Here is a 17,716-nt window from a genome sequence, read left to right as displayed (position 1 = left end):
CCTATACCGTGTCGGTCATCGGGACGCGCACACCGCGTTCGGCGGCGACTTCGATGGCCCGGTCGTAGCCGGCGTCGACGTGGCGGATGACGCCCATGCCCGGATCGTTGGTCAGCAGGGCCTCGAGCTTGGCCGCGGCGAGCTCGGTGCCGTCGGCGACGGAGACCTGGCCGGCGTGGATGGAACGTCCGATCCCAACACCGCCGCCGTGGTGGATGGACACCCAGGTGGCGCCGGAGGAGGCCGCGGTCAGGGCGTTGAGCAGCGGCCAGTCCGCGATGGCGTCCGAACCGTCCTTCATGGACTCCGTTTCGCGGTAGGGGGAGGCCACGGAGCCGGAGTCGAGGTGGTCGCGGCCGATGACGATCGGCGCGGAGACCTTGCCGTCGGCGACCAGCTGGTTGAACAGCAGTCCGGCCTTGGCGCGGTCGCCGTAGCCTAGCCAGCAGATGCGGGCGGGCAGGCCCTCGAATTCGACGTGCTCGGCGGCGGCGTCGAGCCAGCGGTGCAGGTGCGCGTTCTCGGGGAAGAGCTCCTTGAGCGCCTCGTCGGTGACGCGGATGTCCTCCGGGTCCCCGGAGAGGGCGACCCAGCGGAACGGGCCCATGCCTTCGCAGAACAGCGGGCGGATGTAGGCCGGGACGAAGCCGGGGAACTCAAAGGCGCGGGCGAAGCCGCCCTGGCGGGCCTCGTCGCGGATGGAGTTGCCGTAGTCGAAGACCTCGGCGCCGGCGTCCTGGAAGCCGACCATGGCCTCGACGTGGACGGCCATGGATTCCTGGGCCTTCTTCGTGAACCCGACCGGATCGGCCTTCGCCTCGGCGTCCCACTGCTCCAGGGCGTACTCGACGGGCAGGTAGCTCAGTGGATCGTGGGCGCTGGTCTGGTCGGTGACGATGTCGATGGTGAACTCGCCGGCCTGATGGCGGCGCAGCAGTTCGGGGAAGACCTCGGCGGCGTTGCCGACGTAGCCGACCGACAGGGCCCGCTTCTCGGACTTGGCGGCGAGGACCTTGGCCAGCGCGGCATCCAGGTCGGTCTCGACCTCGTCGAGGTAGCGTTTGCCGGCGCGACGACGCAGCCGCTCCTCGGAGACGTCCACGATGAGGCAGACCCCGCCGTTGAGGGTCACGGCCAGCGGCTGGGCACCGCCCATGCCGCCGCAGCCTCCGGTGAGGGTCAGCGTCCCGGCCAGGGTGCCGCCGTCGTCCGCGTAGAGCTTGCGCCCGATGGCGGCGAAGGTCTCGTAGGTGCCCTGCAGGATGCCCTGGGTGCCGATGTAGATCCAGGAACCGGCGGTCATCTGCCCGTACATCATCAGGCCCTCGGCCTCGAGCTTGCGGAATTCGGGCCAGGTGGCCCAGTCGCCGACCAGGTGGGAGTTGGCGATCAGCACGCGCGGGGCCCACTTGTTGGTGGTGAAGACACCGACCGGTTTGCCGGACTGGACCAGCAGGGTCTCGTTGTCCTCGAGGGTCTCCAGCGTGCGGGTGATCGCGTCGAAGGCCTCCCAGGAGCGGGCGGCCCGGCCGGTGCCGCCGTAGACGACCAGATCCTCGGGGCGTTCGGCGACCTCGGGGTCCAGGTTGTTCATGAGCATGCGCAGCGGCGCCTCGGTCTGCCAGGACTTGGCGGTCAGCTTCGTGCCGCGGGCGGCCCGGATGCTGCGTGAGGGATCGTGCTGGGTAAATGACTGGCTCATGCCGTCTTCTCCTTGCTGCCGGCGGCGGTGCCGGCATCGGTGTCTTGGTGTGCGGTGAGGATGGTGTGTGCTTCCGCGGCGACCTGCAGGCCGATGGCGGATACGAGGTCGGCGGTCATGCGGTAGGAGGGCGCCACCACGGACAACGCGGCGATCACCCGGGTCTCGTCCCCGCGGCCGACCGTGATGGGCGCGGCGATCGCGGTGACGTCCTTCTCGACGCCGCGGTCCACGACCACGTAGCCCTCCGCGGGGGTCTGCCCGCGCAGGACGACGCCGACGGCACTGCCCTCGAGGGGGATGCTGCGTCCGACCCACGAGGTATGGCGGACCGAGTGGGTTCCCTCCTCGACGGCGATGTAGACGCTGTGCTCGGCAGCCGTGCCGCCCAACGAGGGCACGCTGAGGTAGGCGGACTCCCCCGTGGAGGCGACCAGGTGGCGCAGCGACTCCATGGCCAGTGAGACCAACGACTCGTGGCTCAGGGCCTGGGCACCGAGCTGGACGATCCGCATCCCGGGCCGGTAGCCGGCCTCGGGATCCCGGCGGACAAACCCGCTGGCCTCCAACGTGCGCAGCAGGCGAAGCGCGGTCGAGGCCGACAGCTCCGTTTCACGGGCCGCCTCCGCCAGGGTGATGTACCCGGCATCGCAGACGGAGCCGAGCAGCTGCAGCGCCCGTTCCACCGTTCGCGTGGACGGTTCGGCCATCGTTCCTCCTGGGGTGGTGGGTGGCGGATGGGAGAACCAACCTGTGGTTCGTCTTGCCACCAGCCAAAATTTACGTTTCACTTATTGAAACGTGAATTGCACCACTTGGCAAGCCTCGCTTGCCGGGAGCCCCACCGAAAGGACAACCCATGGCAGAGACCATCACCCTGAGCCCGGCGGCCCTGGCCGCGCACGACGTCGTGCGCGTGGCCCGCCACGATGGGCGCGTCGAGATCTCCGAGGAGTCGATGCGCGCCATGTCGGAATCGCGCGCGGTCATCGATGCGCTCGTCACCGACACCCGCCCGCACTACGGCGTCTCCACCGGGTTCGGGGCCCTCGCCACCAAGCAGATCCCCATTGAGCTCCGTGCCCAACTGCAGCGCTCGCTGATCCGTTCCCATGCTGCGTCCTCCGGCGCGGAGGTCGACCGCGAGGTCGTGCGCGGGCTCATGCTCAACCGCCTGCACACCATGACCACCGGCCGCACCGGCGTGCGTCCCGAGGTCGCCCGCGCCTACGCAGCGGTCCTGAACGCCGGCATCACCCCGGTGGTCGGCGAATACGGTTCGCTGGGTTGCTCCGGCGATCTGGCCCCGCTCTCCCACTGCGCCCTGGCCGTCATGGGTGAGGGCAAGGTCCGCAATGCCGCCGGCGACCTCGTAGAGGCCGCCGAGGCACTGTCCGCCGCCGGCATCGAGCCGGTCGTGCTGGCCGAAAAGGAAGGCCTGGCGCTGATCAACGGCACCGACGGCATGCTGGGCATGCTGCTCATGGCGGCCGAGGACCTACACAGCCTGGTCTCCACGGCCGATCTCTCCGCAGCCATGAGCATCGAGGGCCTGCTGGGCACCGACGACGTCTTCGCCGCCGATCTGCACGCGCTGCGCCCGCACCCGGGGCAGATCGCCTCGGCCGCGAACATGCTCGCGGTCCTGAAGGACTCGACCCTGATCCGCGAGCAGAAGGAGGGCTCGCACGCCTTCACCCGCGTGCAGGACGCCTACTCGCTGCGTTGCGCCCCCCAGGTCCACGGAGCCGTGCGCGCCACGCTGGCCCACGCAGAATCCGTCGCCGACCTGGAACTGGCCTCGGCCATCGACAACCCGGTCGTCACCACCGACGGCCGCGTCGAATCCAACGGCAACTTCCACGGTGCCCCGGTCGGCTACGTGCTGGACTTCCTGGCCATCGCCGTCGCGGACCTCGCCTCCATCTCCGAGCGCCGCACCGACCGCTTCCTGGACAAGGCCCGCAGCCATGGGTTGAACGCCTTCCTGGCGGACGACCCGGGCGTGGATTCGGGCCACATGATCGCCCAGTACACCCAGGCCGGCATCGTCTCCGAGCTCAAGCGCCTCGCCGTGCCCGCTTCGGTGGACTCGATCCCCAGCTCGGCGATGCAGGAGGACCACGTCTCGATGGGCTGGGCCGCCGGGCTGAAGCTGCGCCGCTCCATCGACGGATTGCAGCGCGTGCTGGCCGTGGAACTGCTCACCAGCGCCCGCGCCCTGGACATGCGCGACGGCGGACTCGCCACCGGCAAGTCCTCCCCCATCGTCACCGCGGTGCGCCAGACCATCCGCGCCGTCGTCGAAGGCCCGGGCACCGACCGGTACCTGGCACCCGAGATCGAAGCCGTCTACACCCTCGTCGCCGACGGCACGATCCTCGCCGCCGCCAACGGGGCAGCCACCGCCCCGCTACAGTAGGCGCCAGCACCCCCTCACGTCAGGACACCCGCATGAACCCCACCCCAGCGCACCTCATCCGCTTCGCCGATCTCCCCCCCGAGCGTTGGCGCAACGGCGGGGGCACCACGGTGGAGATCGCCCGCTCCAGCACGACGGCGGAGTCCGGCACCGGGGGCACCTCGCCTTCCGGGCCGGGCTGGGACTGGCGGCTCAGCGTCGCCGACGTGGCGAAAGAGGGCGCGTTCTCGGCGTTCGAGGGATGCGAACGGATCCTGACGGTGATCGAGGGCGAGTTCATGCTGCTCACCGTGGACGGGGCGGAACAGGGCCTGCAGAAGTACCGTCCGTTCCGCTTCAACGGCGGAGCCGAGACCAGCGCCAGCCTGCCGGAGGGGCACATCCGGGACCTGAACCTGATCACCGGACCCGGGTACCGCGGCCATGTCGTGATCGTGGAACTGTCCAAGAAGCGTCCGCACCCGGTCTTCGGCGGCCAGCACGCCGTGCTCTTGCAGGGCAACGCCGTCGCCACCCCGGCACCCGGGGAAGCGGAGGGCACCACGCTGGAACGCCTGGATACCGTGGTCGGCAACGACGAGGCGCCGCCGGAGATTTCCGGGCGCGGATTCCTCGCAGTGGTGTCCGTCGACCCGGTCTAGACGCCAGCTACTCCCCGGCCGGTGCGGGCTCCTCGCCCGCGAACGCCACCCGCATCAGCGCCTCCATGCCCTGCACCAGGGCCCGGAGATCCTCGATCTCCAGGCGCGCCATGGCTGCCCGTCGGAACCCGTCGGCCTCCATCATGAGCGAGTGGATGATCTCCCGGCCGCGGTCCGTGGCCACCAGCCGGCGAGCGCGCCGGTCCCGCTCATCCGGGAGGCGTACTACGACCCCATGGGTGACCAGCCGATCCACGATGCCGGAGACCGTGGCGAGGGACACCTGCAGCACCTCGGCGATGTGCTGGGCCGTCGTGTCGCCGTTTCCGGTGATGACCACGGCCGTGGCCTTGAGCTGCTGCACGGTCAATGGCAGCGACATGAGCGCCTCCACCGAGGCGTCCAGGCGCATCCGTGCCGAAGCAGCTTCCAGCGCATCGATACGGTCCAGCAGCGATTCCCGTTCGTCCATCGTCCCCGCTCCTTCGTCGCCCCCGGGCCACTGCACCTCTTGGATGCTTAGCCGACAGCTATGCTTATTTTGACAGCCTACCGCTGCGTTCTCCCTGTTTTCCGTCGAAGGATTCCCTGTGCACCACCTCGCGCGACTCAGTCTTGCCAACCGGGCGGTCGTCGCCCTGTTGACGCTCATCATCGCCGTCGCCGGCGTGGTGTCCATGACCTCGCTGAAACAGGAACTGATCCCGCCGATCAACATCCCCCAGACGACGATACTGACGACCGCCGTCGGCTCGAGCCCGGAACTGATCGACCAGCAGATCAGCTTGCCGCTGTCCAGCGCCCTGAAGGGTGTCAGCGGCGTCAATACCGTCAACGCGACGTCGGCCCCGTCGGTCTCGACCATCACCGTCTCCACCGAATACGGGCTGGACCAGGACAAGCTCGAGTCGAGCCTGCGCGAAGCCATCGACACGGTGTCCTCTACTCTTCCCGAGGGTTCCACCCCCGAGATCCTGGCCGGTAGCACGTCCGACATCCCGGTCGTGATGCTGACAGCATCCTCCGACGCCTCGGCCGAAGACCTGAGCCGGACCCTGGACACCGCGGTCCTCCCGGAAATCCAGGGCATCGAGGGCGTCCGCGACGTCCAGCTCAGCGGTGCGACGAAGCAGCGGATCACCATCACGCCGGACGCCAAGAAGCTCGCCGCCGCCGGGCTGGGCGCGCAGAGCATCTCCTCGGCACTCACCTCCAACGGAACGACCCTTCCCGCCGGGACGATCGTCGAGGATAACCAGTCGGTCTCCGTCCAGGCCGGCGACCCCGTCGATTCCCTGGAGGCCATCAAGGCGCTCCCCCTCCTGCCCGCGTCGGCCTCCGCCGGAACGGGGGCCGGCTCGGGGGCTCAACCCTCCACGCCAGGTGGGCCGGCAGGCGCCGGAGCCGCGCAACAGGGCGCCCGGATGCCGCAGGTGCCTGCCGCCCCGGCAGCCGGGCCGGTCAAGACGATCGGCGACGTCGCCACGGTCAAGGTGACCAACGAGAAGCAGACGTCCATCACCCGCACCAACGGAGTGCCCAGCCTCTCGGTCCAGGTCACCGCGATGCCTGGCGCCGACGTCGTCTCCATCTCGCATGCCGTCAACGACAAGATGGACGACTTCAAGGCCGCGCTGGGACAGGGAGGGTCCATCACCCCGATCTTCGACCAGGCCCCATTCATCGAGCAGTCGATCAGCCACCTGGCCATCGAGGGCCTGCTGGGACTGGTATTCGCCGTCGTCGTCATCCTGGTCTTCCTACTCTCCCTGCGCTCGACCCTGGTCACCGCGATCTCGATCCCCATCTCGGTCCTGGTGACCTTCATCGGGCTGAACCTCGGCGGCTACTCGCTGAACATGCTCACCCTCGGAGCCCTGACCATCGCGATCGGCCGCGTCGTGGACGATTCGATCGTGGTGATCGAGAACATCAAACGCCATCTGGGCTACGGGGAGGAGAAGCGCCACGCCATCCTGACCGCGGTCAAGGAGGTCTCCGGTGCCATCACCGCCTCCACCCTGACCACCATCATGGTGTTCCTGCCCATCGCACTGGTCGGGGACATGGTCGGCGAGCTGTTCCGGCCCTTCGCCCTCACGGTGGCCATCGCCATGTTGTCCTCGCTGTTCGTGGCGCTGACCATCGTGCCGATCCTCGCCTTCTGGTTCATGCGCCAGCCAACCCACGACGTCGACCCCGTCCAGGTGCGCACCGCCTCCGAGGAGAAGGAACGCAAGAGCTGGCTGCAGCGCGGATACCTGCCCATCCTGCGGGGAACCCAGCGCCATCCGGCCTGGACCCTGGTTGGCGCCCTGCTGATCCTCGTGCTGACCGCCGGCATCCTGCCGCTGCTGAAGGTCGACTTCCTGGGAAGCACCGGGCAGAACAGCCTCCAAGTCACCCAGCAGTTCGATTCCGGGGCCGACCTGAAAACCATCAGCAACACCGCCCAGGCCACCGAGGATGCACTGCTGGCTTCGAGCGGTGTCGAGAGCGTCCTGCTCACCGCGGGCGTCGGCGGCGAGGGGCTGGCCGCGATGATGGGCGGTGGCGGCAGCACGGCGACATACATCGTGAACACGAACAAGGACGGTGACCAGGCAGCCATCAGCACCGCCATCCAGGACCGGTTGTCCAAGCTCCCGGCCGGGGACACGATCTCCGTCGGGCAGGCCGCCGCCTACGGCAGCAGTACGGTGGACGTGATTGTGAAGGCGCACGACGACAAGGCAGCCCTGACGGATGCCTCGAAGAAGGTCCTCGCTGCGCTGCAGGACACCCCCAAGGCCACCGACATCTCCAGCGACCTCGCAGCCGACCAGCCGACCATCGAGATCAAGGTCGACCGCAAGAAAGCCGCCGAGGCCGGTCTGACGGAAATGCAGGTCTCCGGGCTCGTCGCCTCGGCCGCGAACCCGCAGGCCGTCGACAGCATCCGCATCGACGGGAAGGACCTGTCAATCTATGTCGACGGCGCGACGTCGGTGTCCTCGATGAAGGACCTGGAGGACTTCGCGATCCCAACGGCCGCGGGAATGAAGAAGCTCTCCGAGCTCACCGACATCCAACGCGCCAGCGTGCCCTCCTCCGTCAGCCGCCAGGGCGGCCAGCTGGTGGCCACGGTGTCCCTTACCCCGGACGACGGGGAGCTCGGGGCCGTGACCAGCTCGGTCCAGCAGAAGCTGGACGGAATCGACCTGCCCGACGGCGTTTCGGTCGAGCTCGGTGGTGTCAGCACCCAGCAGACGGACTCGTTCAAGCAGCTCGGCCTGGCCATGCTGGTCGCCATCGCGATCGTCTACCTGCTGATGGTCGCCGAGTTCCGCTCGCTCATCCAGCCGCTGATCCTGCTGGTGTCCATCCCGTTCGCCGCGACCGGGGCGATCCTGCTCATGCTTGTCTCCGGAAAGCCGATGGGTGTGGCATCGCTGATCGGCCTGCTGATGCTCATCGGCATCGTGGTCACCAACGCGATCGTGTTGATCGATCTCGTCAACCAATACCGCAGACAGGGCCAAAGCGTGCAGGACGCCGTCGTCAACGGTGCCCGGCAACGCCTGCGGCCCATCCTGATGACCGCTCTGGCGACGATCTTCGCGCTGACCCCCATGGCGCTCGGCGTCACCGGGTCCAGTGGATTCATCTCCCAGGACTTGGCGATCGTGGTCATCGGCGGGCTGGTGTCCTCGACCGCCCTGACGCTGATCCTGGTGCCGGTCCTCTACCGGCTGGTCGAGGGACGCAAGGAAAAGCGGGAACAACGCAAGTCAGCCCGCGGTGGAGGACACGGAGCCCACGCGGCACCGGTCGAACCGGATCTGCCGCCACACACCGCGACGAACGCATAGTCCATCCACCCGAGGGTCGATCCGCACCAGCGGGTCGGCCCTTTGCCTGTGGATCCACCAAGGCTCCACGCCAGCAGACGCGGTTACCGTCAAATCATTATTGAGCGTACAATATCTTGTACGTGAAAGGATTGTCATGAAAACTGTGAGCTACTCGGAATCGAGGGCCAACTACGCGGCGACCCTGGACGCCGTGGTCGACGATCTCGAGGAAGTGGTCATCACCCGCGCGGGCCGCGAGCCTGTCGTCATGGTCGCCCAGTCCGAATATGATTCACTCGTGGAAACCGCGCACTTGCTGCGCAGCCCGTCCAATGCACGCCGTCTCATGGATGCCATCGACCAGCTGGAGTCGGGCCGGGGAACCGTCCGTGCCATCCCGGATGCCGGATAGCTATGCTGACCTGGTCCGACGCCGCGTGGGATGACTACCTGAGGTGGCAAACCGAGGACCGCCGAGTACTGAAACGGATCAACTCCCTGATCAGGGACGTGCAACGCCACGGGAACCAGGGCATCGGAAAACCGGAGCCCTTGAAGCACGCCCTCCACGGCTATTGGTCACGTCGAATCGACCAGGAGCACCGGTTGGTCTACCGCATCGACGGTGAGAACATCCTGATCGCAGCCTGCCGATACCACTACTGAACCGTCAGCGGGCAGCGCGTTCGGCGGCCTCTTCGGCCTCGGCGATGTGCCGGTTGGTGACCCAGATGAGGCCCACCAACAGGGTCAGCGTCAGCGCTGCCATGATGGCGAAGACCGCCCGCAGCCCCCAGGCCTCGCCGATCAACCCGCCGAGCGCGGCCCCGATGGGCATGGTGCCCCAGGCGAGCAGCCGGTAGCCACTGTTGACGCGGCCCAACAGGCGGGCCGGGGTGATGCGCTGGCGCAGTGTCACCGTAACCACGTTCCAGAAGGCAATCCCGATCCCACCGAGCACGAAAACCGCTCCGACCACCCAGACGTTCGAGGTCAGCGCCGGCGTGCCCACGAGGAGTGTGCCGGTGCAGATGGCGATCAGCAGCGAGGCGGCCCGTCCCAGCCGGGCCACGGCCTGGCCCGCGAACAACGATCCCGCCACGGCGCCGGCCGCGGTGGAGGCCAGCAACAGCCCGTACCCGCCGCCATCCAGGTGGAGTACGGAGCCCGGGCCGACGGCGTAGAGCACAAAGACCGCAAAGGCGGCACTGGTGGCCAGGTTGAACGCACCGGTCATGGCGGCGAGCACGCGCAGGACGGGGTTGGACCACAGGAAACGCAGGCCCTCGGCGATGTCCCCGCGGAGGGTCACGGGCGGCCCGGTGCGTTCAATGCGGAAGTTCCCGCGCACCATCCACAAGGCCCCGACCGCCACGAGCCAGAGCCCGGCGGGCGTCGCGAACGACAACGCGGCACCACCGGCGGCCAGCAGGCCGCCCAACGGCGGGCCGATGAACTGGTTGGTGGTCAGCTCGGCGGCCTGCAGTCGGCCATTGGCGCGGTCCAGGGCGGCGGTGGGGACCAGCTGCGGCAGGATGGATTGCGCCGAGGTGTCATACAGCGTCTCGGTGCTGCCGATGATGACCGCCGCGGCATAGAGCAGCCAGAGGTTTCCGTCGCCCACCGCGAAGGCGATACCCAGGGCCACCACGACCCCGCCACGGACCAGGTTCGCCGCGAGCATGCTGCGCCGCCGGTCCCAGCGGTCCGCCAGGGCTCCCGCCGGCAGCGAGAAGAGCAGCCACGGCAGGCTCAGGGCCACCCCGAGACCGGCGATGAGCGTCGGGGATTCCGTGAAGCGCAGGGCCACCAGCGGCAGGGCGACCTTCAGGACGCCGTCGGCGAGGTTGGACAACGCGGAGGAGGACCACAGCCAGCCGAACTTCCGACCCAGCCGTTCGGAACCGCTCCCCCGGGCCATGGGCTTTACCGGGCGGCCACGAAGGCCTGCACGCAGGCCTCGATGTCCTCGGCCGAGTGGGCGGCGGAGAGTTGGACACGGATGCGGGCCGCGTCCCGCGGGACCACCGGGAAGCTGAACGCGGTGACGTAGACGCCGTGCTCGAGCATCGCGTCGGCGACCTGCGCGGCCTTCGCGGCATCACCAAACATCACCGGGACGATGGCGTGTTCGCCCTCGAGCAATTCGAAGCCCTCCTCGGTCATCCGACGGCGGAACAGGGCCGCGTTCTCGAACAGCTGCGTGCGCAGCTCCGCTGATTCGACGACCAGTTCCAGGGCCTTGAGGGTGGCGGCGACGATGGCCGGCGCCAGCGAATTGGAGAACAGATAGGGGCGGGCCTTCTGCCGCAGCAGGGCCACGATCTCGGAGCGGGCGGAGACGTAGCCGCCGGAGGCCCCTCCCAGGGCCTTGCCGAAGGTGCCGGTGTAGATGTCGACCCGGTCCGAGACACCGGCGTGTTCGGGGGTGCCGGCGCCGGTGTCGCCCATGAACCCGACGGCGTGGGAGTCGTCGACCATGACCAGGGCACCGAATTCGTCGGCCAGGTCGCAGATCGCCGCGAGCGGGGCCAGGTAGCCGTCCATGGAGAAGACCCCGTCGGTGACGATGATCGACCGACGCGGCCCGCCGCCGTCGTTCATGTCCTTGGCCGCGGTGAGCTGGACGCGCAGGTCCTCCATGTCCTGGTTGGCGTAGCGGAAGCGCTTGGCCTTGGACAGGCGGATGCCGTCGATGATGGAGGCGTGGTTCAGCGCGTCGGAGATGATGGCGTCCTCGGGGCCGAAGAGCGATTCGAAGACCCCGCCGTTGGCGTCGAAGCAGCTGGAGAACAGGATGGTGTCCTCGGTGCCCAGGAAGGCCGAGACGCGCCGCTCGAGCTCGAGGTGCAGGTCCTGGGTGCCGCAGATGAAGCGCACGGAGGCCATGCCGAAGCCGCGCTCCTCCAGGGCGGTTTTGGCCGCCTCGATGAGGCGCGGGTCGTCGGCCAGGCCGAGGTAGTTGTTGGCGCAGAAGTTCAGCACGTCGCGGGACGGGGCCCCGAGGGCGCCGGCGGCGATGTGGCTGGACTGGGCAGAGTCGATGCGGCGTTCGTGCTTGAAGGTGCCGGCGTCGGCGATGGCCGCCAGGTCGGCGGTGAGCTGGCCCTTGAGGGTGGAGTACATGGTGCTGCCTTTCGGGACGGCGGGTTAGTTGAAGACGGTCCAGTCGAGCACGACCTTGCCGCCCTGTCCGGCGCGGGCGGCCTCGAAGCCGGCCTCCCACTCGGTCGCGGGCAGCCGGTCGGTGACGATGGAGGAGATGCGATCGCGCAGCTGGGCGTTGGAGGCGAGCATGGCGGACATGGCGTACCAGGTCTCGTACATCTCGCGTCCGTAGATGCCCTTGAGCGTGAGCATGTGGGTGACGACCTTGCCCCAGTTGATGTCGATCGGCGTGCTGGGCAGCCCCAACATCGCGATTTTTCCCCCGTGGTTCATGTTGTCGATCATTTCCGGCAGGGCGGAGGCGTGCCCGGACATCTCCAGGCCGATGTCGAAGCCCTCGACCATGCCCATCTCGCGTTGGGACTCGCGGATGCGGGACGCCGAGACGTCGATGGCCAGGTCAACGCCCATGGTGCGGGCGAGCTCGAGGCGCGGTGCGGAGACGTCGGTGATGACGATCTTCCGGGCACCGGCGTGGCGGGCGACCTCGGCCGCCATCAGCCCGATGGGCCCGGCACCGGTGATCAGCACGTCCTCGCCGACGAGCGGGTAGGCCAGCGCGGTGTGCACGGCATTGCCGAACGGGTCGAAGATGGCCCCGAGCTCCGGGGTGATCGTCTCATCGCGGTGGACCCAGACGTTCGTCTCGGGGATGACGACGTATTCGGCAAAGGCCCCGTCGCGCTGGACGCCGACGGAGACCGTGTTGATGCACATCTGGCGCCGTCCTGCCCGGCAGTTGCGGCACATCCCGCAGACCACGTGGCCCTCGCCGGAGACGCGGTCCCCGACGGCGACGTGGGTGGCCAGCTCCCCGACCTCGACGACCTCGCCGTAGAACTCGTGGCCGGGGACCAGAGGTGCGTTGATCATGGCCTGCGCGGCGTCGTCGTACGCGAGGATGTGCAGGTCGGTGCCGCAGATGCCGGCGGTCATGACCCGGATCTTGACCTCATGCGGGCCGGTCACGGGTTCGGGGCGGTCGACGAGCTCGAGCCCTGCGTGCGGGCCGGATTTGTACAGTGCCTTCATGGGTTCCTCACTGGGCTGCGGGCGGTCGGCGGGTCACGCCGGGTCTGGACCCAGTCTGGCACCGGTTCGGCCTCATCGATAGTTAAGATCATGCGCGAGTATCTCAAAGGACGATTTAGGATGGGCTAATGGAAGTCCACCAGCTGCAGATCCTCCGCGAGCTCGGCGACCTCGGCAGCGTCCGGGCAGTTGCCCAAGCGATGTTCGTGACGCCCTCGGCGGTCTCCCAGCAACTGGCCCTGCTCCAGCGCGGAGTCGACGTCCCGCTCACCCGCAAGGAGGGCAGGACGCTGGTGCTGACCGACGCCGGACGGATCCTGGCCGACGCCGGCGCCGCCGTCGTCGCATCGCTCGCCGATGCACGGGCGGCCATCGGAAACTACCAGAACGACGCCGATGCCCCGGTCACGCTCGCGGGGTTCCACTCGGTGGGCCAATCCCTGTTCGCCCCGCTGCTGGCCCGGCTGAAGGCGTCGGGCGGCCCGCAACCGCTGTTTTCCGATGAGGACGTCGCCCAGCACGACTTCCCGGCCCTGGCCTCGCGCTACGATCTGGTCCTGGCCCACCGGATGGACCACACGCCGGCCTGGCCGGCGGGCCAGGTGACGGTGGTGCCGCTGGCGCACGAGCCGCTGGACATTGCCGTGCCCGCGGGGCACCGCCTGGCCGGATACCGGGCCGTGCGGCCCGAAGACCTGGTGGGCGAGCGCTGGGCCGTGAGCCGCGAGGGCTACTCCCCCGCCGACATCCTCGGAGCCATCGCCGCCGTCTCCGGCGGCGCGCCGGACATCGTCCACCGGATCAACGACTACGCGACCGTCGCCGAACTCGTCGGCACCGGAAACGTCCTGGGCGTCATCCCCCGCTACACGGCCGGCGCCCTCGTGGGCCCCGGGGTCGTCCTGCTCCCCCTGGAGGGCATCGCCAACCGGCGTCGGATCGACCTGCTGGCCAGGCCGGAGTCGATGCGCCGGGTCTCGGTCCGGCACGTGGCCGAAGCACTGCGGGCCACCATGGCCGAACGGACCGGCGGCTGACGCACGGCGCCATGCCACGCCATAATAGTCAATTCAGTTGACAATTCCGGGTGGGCCACTGACGATGGTCCAAACGCTCATGGAGGCCGCAATGCAACGACGCATCGCCGGGGGTCTTGCCGTTGCCGTGTTGGCCCTGGCCACCGCCTGCACCGCAAACGCCCTACCGGACCGGGACGATGCCGTCCCGGTGCCGGTACCGACAGCGCTCCGCGAGCCCGTCAAGCCCGCCGGCGCAGTGGGCTTGTCCGACCCCCAGGCTGACTACTGGGCTGCGGCCCAGGCCGACGGCGTGGAAACCGCGCGCCTTCCCGTCCCCATCGTGCACCACCGGGGGACCGGCCCCGCCGGCTTCAGGCTCTCGGCCGCGGACCTGGCGGACGCTTCCGGGGTGCGGATCTACGTCACCTGCGCCGGCGACGCGGAGTTCCGAGCAACTTTCGGCGCTTCATATGCCGGCACCTGTTCCGCCGATGGGGCCAGCAGCGGCACCCTCCCGCTCGGCGCGGATTCCGGGATCCTCACCCTGGAGGTGCCCGAAGGGACCGAATACTGGCTCCTCGTCGTCCGCACCTAACCACCGCGACCCCGCCGGGCGGCAACGAACGCTGCGCTGGAGGGCTCAGTGGCCGGATTCGGCCTCGGACTCTGCCGCCGCCTTTTCCGCGTCCTTCTCGGCCCGGAGCGCCTGCGACTCACTCTGCTCCTCGGCCTTTTCCTGGTGGATGACCTCGGCCAGCAGCTTCTCCATCTCCTTGGCGACGCCGGCGGCCGAGGCGGGGTTCTGGCCGGTGACGACCCGTTCGTCCACCTGGACCTTCTCCTCGAAGACGTCGGCCTGGACATGCGTCGCACCCTGCTCCTGTAGCCGGTCGGCCAGGAAGAACGGAATGACCTTGTCCTTGCCGGCGGCCACCTCCTCGTCGTTCGTGAAGGCGGACACCTTGCGCCCCTCGACCAGACGGAAGCCGTTGGACAGTTCGACGTTCAGCAATCCGGCGGGGCCGTGGCAGACCGCGCCGACCACTCCGCCGGAATCGTAGACGCTGCCCACGAGCTTCTGCAGCCCCTCGCTGTCGGGGAAGTCCCACATGGTGCCGTGGCCGCCGACCAGGAAGACGGCGTCATACTGGGCCGGGTCGACCACGTCGACGCGGGCGGTGTTGTACAGGCCGGCTCGGGTCGTCTCGTCCTCGGTGAAGGCGACCTGGATGGGGTCCTCGGTGTCTACCTCGTCGCGCGGCGGCTGGCCGCCCTTGATCGAGGCGAAGTCCACGAAGTGCCCGGAGTCCTTGAACACCTTCCAGGGGTGCGCGGCTTCCGCCACGTTGTAGCCGGTCGCCTCGTCGGTGTCGCCGATCTTGTCGATGCTGGTCAGTACCATCAGGATCTTCTTCAAGGAATGCACCTTTCGTCGGGTCTTCCCACCCTAGGACAGACTCCGACGGCTGCACAGCCCGGGAGTCAGCGGGCGAGTTCGCGCAGCGCGTGGAGGCCCACCTCGTGCAGCGGGTCCCCGGGCGGCATCAGCGCCATGAGCAGCGCGTAGTGCACCGCCCAGCCGCGGGCGCGGATCCAGGTGTCGTCGTCGTGCCGTAGTTCCGCCTTGAACGACTCACGTCCGGCGGCGGTGAAGTGCAGCCAGGACACGGCCAGGTCGCTGGCGGGATCCCCTGCCGTGATGTCCCCGAAGTCGGCGACCGCGGCGATACGCACGGGGCCGGCCCCGGGGGCGAGCACGAGGTTGTGCGGGTGGGGGTCGCCGTGTAGCCAGAGCGGAGGCCCCTGGTAGGGAGGCACGTCGAGGCCTGCCTGGAAGATGTGCCGCCACGGGCCATCGACCGGCACCACCGCGCCGCCGAGACGTTCGGCAAAGGCGGACGCCCGGGTGGCCAGGGCGACGCCGCGGACTGGGTTGCGCGGGGCGTCGGCGGGCGCGGGAACGTGGAGGGCGCGCAGGAAGCGCCCGAGCTCGCCGGCGTAGGCGTCGCGCTCGGCTGGGGTGCGGGATGCGGCGCTGACGCCGTCGAACCAGGGCACGACGGCCCAGTGGTAGGGATAGCCGTCGGCCGGCCGTCCGCGCCTGAGGGTGGCGGGGATGGGCAGCGGCAACCGGGGCGCCAGGAAGGGCAGCCAACGCACTTCGTTGAGCAGCAGCTGGTGGGCGGCGTTCCGGCGGGGCAGGCGCAGGGCCAGGTCCTCGCCGAGCTGGTACACGACATTGTCCCAGCCGTTGGCGGCACGTCGCAGCGGCAGCCCGGCCAGGTCCGGGTGCTGCGCCGCCAGCAGGGACCGGGCGAGGTCGTCGGTGATCTCCACGTCGTGCGCTGGGATGGCAGTGCGTGCAGGCGCCTCTGTGTGCTCACCGGTCATGGGCCAACGGTACACACCCCACGGACGCCGCGTGGGAAGACAGTTCGAGAGCCAGCCGCGCATTCTTCGCTGGTCATAGACTTCGCGGCGGTGCGCGACTCGCAGCGTAAGTGGATGACTCGTACTCCAGGGGCTGAGAGACGGTCGCGCTGTCAATCCTCCACGTCATCTGCCCGGATGTCCGGTCCGTGCCCTTCCGTCCTAACCCGCAGGTGGCCGCGGGGTCGACTTCTGTCCCGCCCCGCGCATTGCGGATGCACCCACCTCGCGGCTGGTAGGACATTATGGACCCAGCGATCACACTCGAAATGGAGAACTTCAATGAGCACTAACACCGACCTAGTCGTCGATGGCGCGACCACGATGAGCGTGTACGAGGGGCAGGTTTGGGACACGCTCAACAAGCACTGGCAGCGCCGTGACAACCGTCGTGGTCTGCCGAACTGGGCGAGTGCCGCGCTCGATCGCACCGGTGAAGTGGCGGGAAATGCCGTGAGTCGGGTGACGGAAGCCGTGCCGGAGGCGGTTATGAAGCCGATCCGTCGCGCAGGCGACGCGGTCGCTAACAAGGCCGTGGGGCCGGCGCTGGGAGCCGGGGTCTCGCTGCTCGAGTTGGTCAATGACTGGGCCATGGAGCTTAACGACCCGAAGAGTGTCGAGAAGCTCGCCCGTAAGCAGGGTCTTGAACTCAACAGTTTCACCGAACTACGGCAGCAGGAACTTAAGGTCTGTGACCGGTTGTTGACCTTCAACACCCTCACATGGCGGACCGCCGGTGCATTCGAAGGTGGCGCCATGGGTCTGCTAGCTATGGTCCCCGTTGCCGGTATCCCTGTTGCGATGACGGCGGATATCCTCGTCATCCAGGTCCTGAGCACGTCGATCGCAACGCGCGTTGCTCACTCCTACGGCTACGATGCCAAAGACCCCGATGAACTGATGTTCATTCAACGCCTGGTACGCCGGTCGTTCATGGCGCAGGCGGCCAAGGCAGAACCGTTGCGTGACGTTGCGCGTGCGGCCGACGCGATCAGGGGACGCCTAAGGTGGTCAGACAAGCTCCGCGCGGACCATCGTCTCTTGGCTGCACTTGAGAAGTTGATGCAGCACTTAGGCCCGGCCGGCTCCAGGGTCCCGGTTCAGAATGTCGCCAAGGCCGTGCCCCTCGTGGGTATCCTTATCGGGGCTGGAATGAATTCCGCGATCTTGGGCAACGTGGCCGCCGACGCCCAGCGGTACTGCCAGACCAGATTCCTGTGTGAGAAGTACGGGTTGCCGCTGCCGGCCGCATTGGCGATCGATCAGAACGATGAAACCCACCCCGAGGCCACGTAAGTGATGGCCGCTGGGTGGCGGTCTTCGGCCGTCCCGTTCTTCGGTTGCTGTTCTTCGGAGCGGATCGCTCGCATTGGCCGCCAAGCACCTCGCCCGGGCAGCAAAGCTAACGAATAATTATGTGAGGAGCTGGCTGAGGCCCAGAAAGCCAGCAGGGATACCGAAACCCCACC

16 protein-coding genes are annotated in these 17,716 nt (G+C 68.4%); 8 read left to right on the top strand and 8 right to left on the bottom strand.

The window, feature by feature from the left end; genetic code table 11:
- Position 1 precedes the first annotated feature (1 nt).
- Both hutU and AC1MEQ_RS16150 read right to left on the bottom strand, forming a co-directional pair.
- Positions 2 to 1,702, bottom strand: coding sequence for a urocanate hydratase (hutU, locus tag AC1MEQ_RS16155; protein WP_479792152.1), 1,701 nt, complete (start codon positions 1,700 to 1,702; stop codon positions 2 to 4).
- Positions 1,699 to 2,412, bottom strand: coding sequence for an IclR family transcriptional regulator (locus AC1MEQ_RS16150; RefSeq protein WP_479792151.1), 714 nt, complete (start codon positions 2,410 to 2,412; stop codon positions 1,699 to 1,701). Before AC1MEQ_RS16150 ends, hutU begins: the two co-directional genes overlap by 4 nt.
- Before the next feature lie 149 nt (positions 2,413 to 2,561).
- Here AC1MEQ_RS16150 and hutH point away from each other — a divergent pair, with 149 nt between their 5' ends.
- On the top strand, positions 2,562 to 4,124 hold the full coding sequence (gene hutH, locus AC1MEQ_RS16145) for a histidine ammonia-lyase (RefSeq protein ID WP_479792149.1): 1,563 nt from the start codon (positions 2,562 to 2,564) through the stop codon (positions 4,122 to 4,124).
- Positions 4,125 to 4,156: 32 nt separating this feature from the next.
- The gene (locus tag AC1MEQ_RS16140) at positions 4,157 to 4,765 is read left to right on the top strand and encodes a HutD/Ves family protein (RefSeq protein ID WP_479792148.1); all 609 of its coding nucleotides are present in this window, start codon (positions 4,157 to 4,159) and stop codon (positions 4,763 to 4,765) included.
- Positions 4,766 to 4,772: 7 nt separating this feature from the next.
- Here AC1MEQ_RS16140 and AC1MEQ_RS16135 read toward each other — a convergent pair whose 3' ends face one another.
- Positions 4,773 to 5,237, bottom strand: a complete 465-nt coding sequence (locus AC1MEQ_RS16135) for a MarR family transcriptional regulator (RefSeq protein WP_479792147.1) — start codon at positions 5,235 to 5,237, stop codon at positions 4,773 to 4,775.
- A gap of 118 nt (positions 5,238 to 5,355) precedes the next feature.
- Between AC1MEQ_RS16135 and AC1MEQ_RS16130 the strand changes: the two genes are divergently transcribed.
- The 3 genes from AC1MEQ_RS16130 (at position 5,356) to AC1MEQ_RS16120 (ending at position 9,264) form a co-directional block, all read left to right on the top strand.
- Positions 5,356 to 8,616, top strand: coding sequence for an efflux RND transporter permease subunit (locus tag AC1MEQ_RS16130; protein ID WP_479792146.1), 3,261 nt, complete (start codon positions 5,356 to 5,358; stop codon positions 8,614 to 8,616).
- Between the two features lie 136 nt (positions 8,617 to 8,752).
- Positions 8,753 to 9,010, top strand: coding sequence for a type II toxin-antitoxin system Phd/YefM family antitoxin (locus tag AC1MEQ_RS16125; RefSeq protein ID WP_479792145.1), 258 nt, complete (start codon positions 8,753 to 8,755; stop codon positions 9,008 to 9,010).
- Positions 9,011 to 9,012: 2 nt separating this feature from the next.
- Positions 9,013 to 9,264 carry a Txe/YoeB family addiction module toxin gene (locus tag AC1MEQ_RS16120; RefSeq protein WP_479792143.1) on the top strand — a complete coding sequence of 84 codons (252 nt, stop codon included), beginning with the start codon at positions 9,013 to 9,015 and terminating at the stop codon, positions 9,262 to 9,264.
- A 4-nt stretch (positions 9,265 to 9,268) separates the two neighbouring features.
- Here the strand turns inward: AC1MEQ_RS16120 and AC1MEQ_RS16115 are convergent, their stop codons facing one another.
- Genes AC1MEQ_RS16115 through tdh form a run of 3 tightly spaced genes read right to left on the bottom strand, consistent with a single transcriptional unit; the run spans position 9,269 to position 12,798 of the window.
- Entirely contained in the window at positions 9,269 to 10,519 is a 1,251-nt protein-coding gene (locus tag AC1MEQ_RS16115; protein WP_479792141.1) for an MFS transporter, read from the bottom strand.
- Between the two features lie 5 nt (positions 10,520 to 10,524).
- Positions 10,525 to 11,724 (bottom strand): glycine C-acetyltransferase, encoded by a 1,200-nt coding sequence (locus AC1MEQ_RS16110; RefSeq protein WP_479792140.1) that lies wholly within the window; start codon positions 11,722 to 11,724, stop codon positions 10,525 to 10,527.
- Positions 11,725 to 11,748: 24 nt separating this feature from the next.
- On the bottom strand, positions 11,749 to 12,798 hold the full coding sequence (gene tdh / locus AC1MEQ_RS16105) for an L-threonine 3-dehydrogenase (RefSeq protein WP_479792138.1): 1,050 nt from the start codon (positions 12,796 to 12,798) through the stop codon (positions 11,749 to 11,751).
- 128 nt (positions 12,799 to 12,926) lie between these two features.
- Here tdh and AC1MEQ_RS16100 point away from each other — a divergent pair, with 128 nt between their 5' ends.
- Positions 12,927 to 13,835 (top strand): LysR family transcriptional regulator, encoded by a 909-nt coding sequence (locus tag AC1MEQ_RS16100; RefSeq protein ID WP_479792136.1) that lies wholly within the window; start codon positions 12,927 to 12,929, stop codon positions 13,833 to 13,835.
- A gap of 91 nt (positions 13,836 to 13,926) precedes the next feature.
- Positions 13,927 to 14,412, top strand: coding sequence for a hypothetical protein (locus tag AC1MEQ_RS16095; protein ID WP_479792134.1), 486 nt, complete (start codon positions 13,927 to 13,929; stop codon positions 14,410 to 14,412).
- 45 nt (positions 14,413 to 14,457) lie between these two features.
- Here the strand turns inward: AC1MEQ_RS16095 and AC1MEQ_RS16090 are convergent, their stop codons facing one another.
- Together AC1MEQ_RS16090 and AC1MEQ_RS16085 are read right to left on the bottom strand one after the other, a co-directional pair.
- Positions 14,458 to 15,234 (bottom strand): type 1 glutamine amidotransferase domain-containing protein, encoded by a 777-nt coding sequence (locus AC1MEQ_RS16090; protein WP_479792132.1) that lies wholly within the window; start codon positions 15,232 to 15,234, stop codon positions 14,458 to 14,460.
- Positions 15,235 to 15,299: 65 nt separating this feature from the next.
- The gene (locus tag AC1MEQ_RS16085) at positions 15,300 to 16,208 is read right to left on the bottom strand and encodes an aminoglycoside phosphotransferase family protein (RefSeq protein ID WP_479792130.1); all 909 of its coding nucleotides are present in this window, start codon (positions 16,206 to 16,208) and stop codon (positions 15,300 to 15,302) included.
- 321 nt (positions 16,209 to 16,529) lie between these two features.
- Here AC1MEQ_RS16085 and AC1MEQ_RS16080 point away from each other — a divergent pair, with 321 nt between their 5' ends.
- A complete protein-coding gene (locus tag AC1MEQ_RS16080) occupies positions 16,530 to 17,543 on the top strand; it encodes an EcsC family protein (RefSeq protein ID WP_479792128.1) in 1,014 nt (337 codons plus the stop codon).
- The last annotated feature ends 173 nt before the right edge of the window (positions 17,544 to 17,716 follow it).

The organism is Arthrobacter sp. ASL1 (assembly GCF_056680475.1).
This window is presented reverse-complemented; position numbering and strand designations above follow the sequence as displayed.

Coding starts and splice junctions, on each gene's coding strand:
- hutU (WP_479792152.1), bottom strand. CDS start 1,702: ATGAGCCAGTCATTTACCCAGCACGATCCCTCACGCAGCATCCGGGCC.
- AC1MEQ_RS16150 (WP_479792151.1), bottom strand. CDS start 2,412: ATGGCCGAACCGTCCACGCGAACGGTGGAACGGGCGCTGCAGCTGCTC.
- hutH (WP_479792149.1), top strand. CDS start 2,562: ATGGCAGAGACCATCACCCTGAGCCCGGCGGCCCTGGCCGCGCACGAC.
- AC1MEQ_RS16140 (WP_479792148.1), top strand. CDS start 4,157: ATGAACCCCACCCCAGCGCACCTCATCCGCTTCGCCGATCTCCCCCCC.
- AC1MEQ_RS16135 (WP_479792147.1), bottom strand. CDS start 5,237: ATGGACGAACGGGAATCGCTGCTGGACCGTATCGATGCGCTGGAAGCT.
- AC1MEQ_RS16125 (WP_479792145.1), top strand. CDS start 8,753: ATGAAAACTGTGAGCTACTCGGAATCGAGGGCCAACTACGCGGCGACC.
- AC1MEQ_RS16120 (WP_479792143.1), top strand. CDS start 9,013: ATGCTGACCTGGTCCGACGCCGCGTGGGATGACTACCTGAGGTGGCAA.
- AC1MEQ_RS16115 (WP_479792141.1), bottom strand. CDS start 10,519: ATGGCCCGGGGGAGCGGTTCCGAACGGCTGGGTCGGAAGTTCGGCTGG.
- AC1MEQ_RS16110 (WP_479792140.1), bottom strand. CDS start 11,724: ATGTACTCCACCCTCAAGGGCCAGCTCACCGCCGACCTGGCGGCCATC.
- tdh (WP_479792138.1), bottom strand. CDS start 12,798: ATGAAGGCACTGTACAAATCCGGCCCGCACGCAGGGCTCGAGCTCGTC.
- AC1MEQ_RS16100 (WP_479792136.1), top strand. CDS start 12,927: ATGGAAGTCCACCAGCTGCAGATCCTCCGCGAGCTCGGCGACCTCGGC.
- AC1MEQ_RS16095 (WP_479792134.1), top strand. CDS start 13,927: ATGCAACGACGCATCGCCGGGGGTCTTGCCGTTGCCGTGTTGGCCCTG.
- AC1MEQ_RS16085 (WP_479792130.1), bottom strand. CDS start 16,208: ATGACCGGTGAGCACACAGAGGCGCCTGCACGCACTGCCATCCCAGCG.
- AC1MEQ_RS16080 (WP_479792128.1), top strand. CDS start 16,530: ATGAGCACTAACACCGACCTAGTCGTCGATGGCGCGACCACGATGAGC.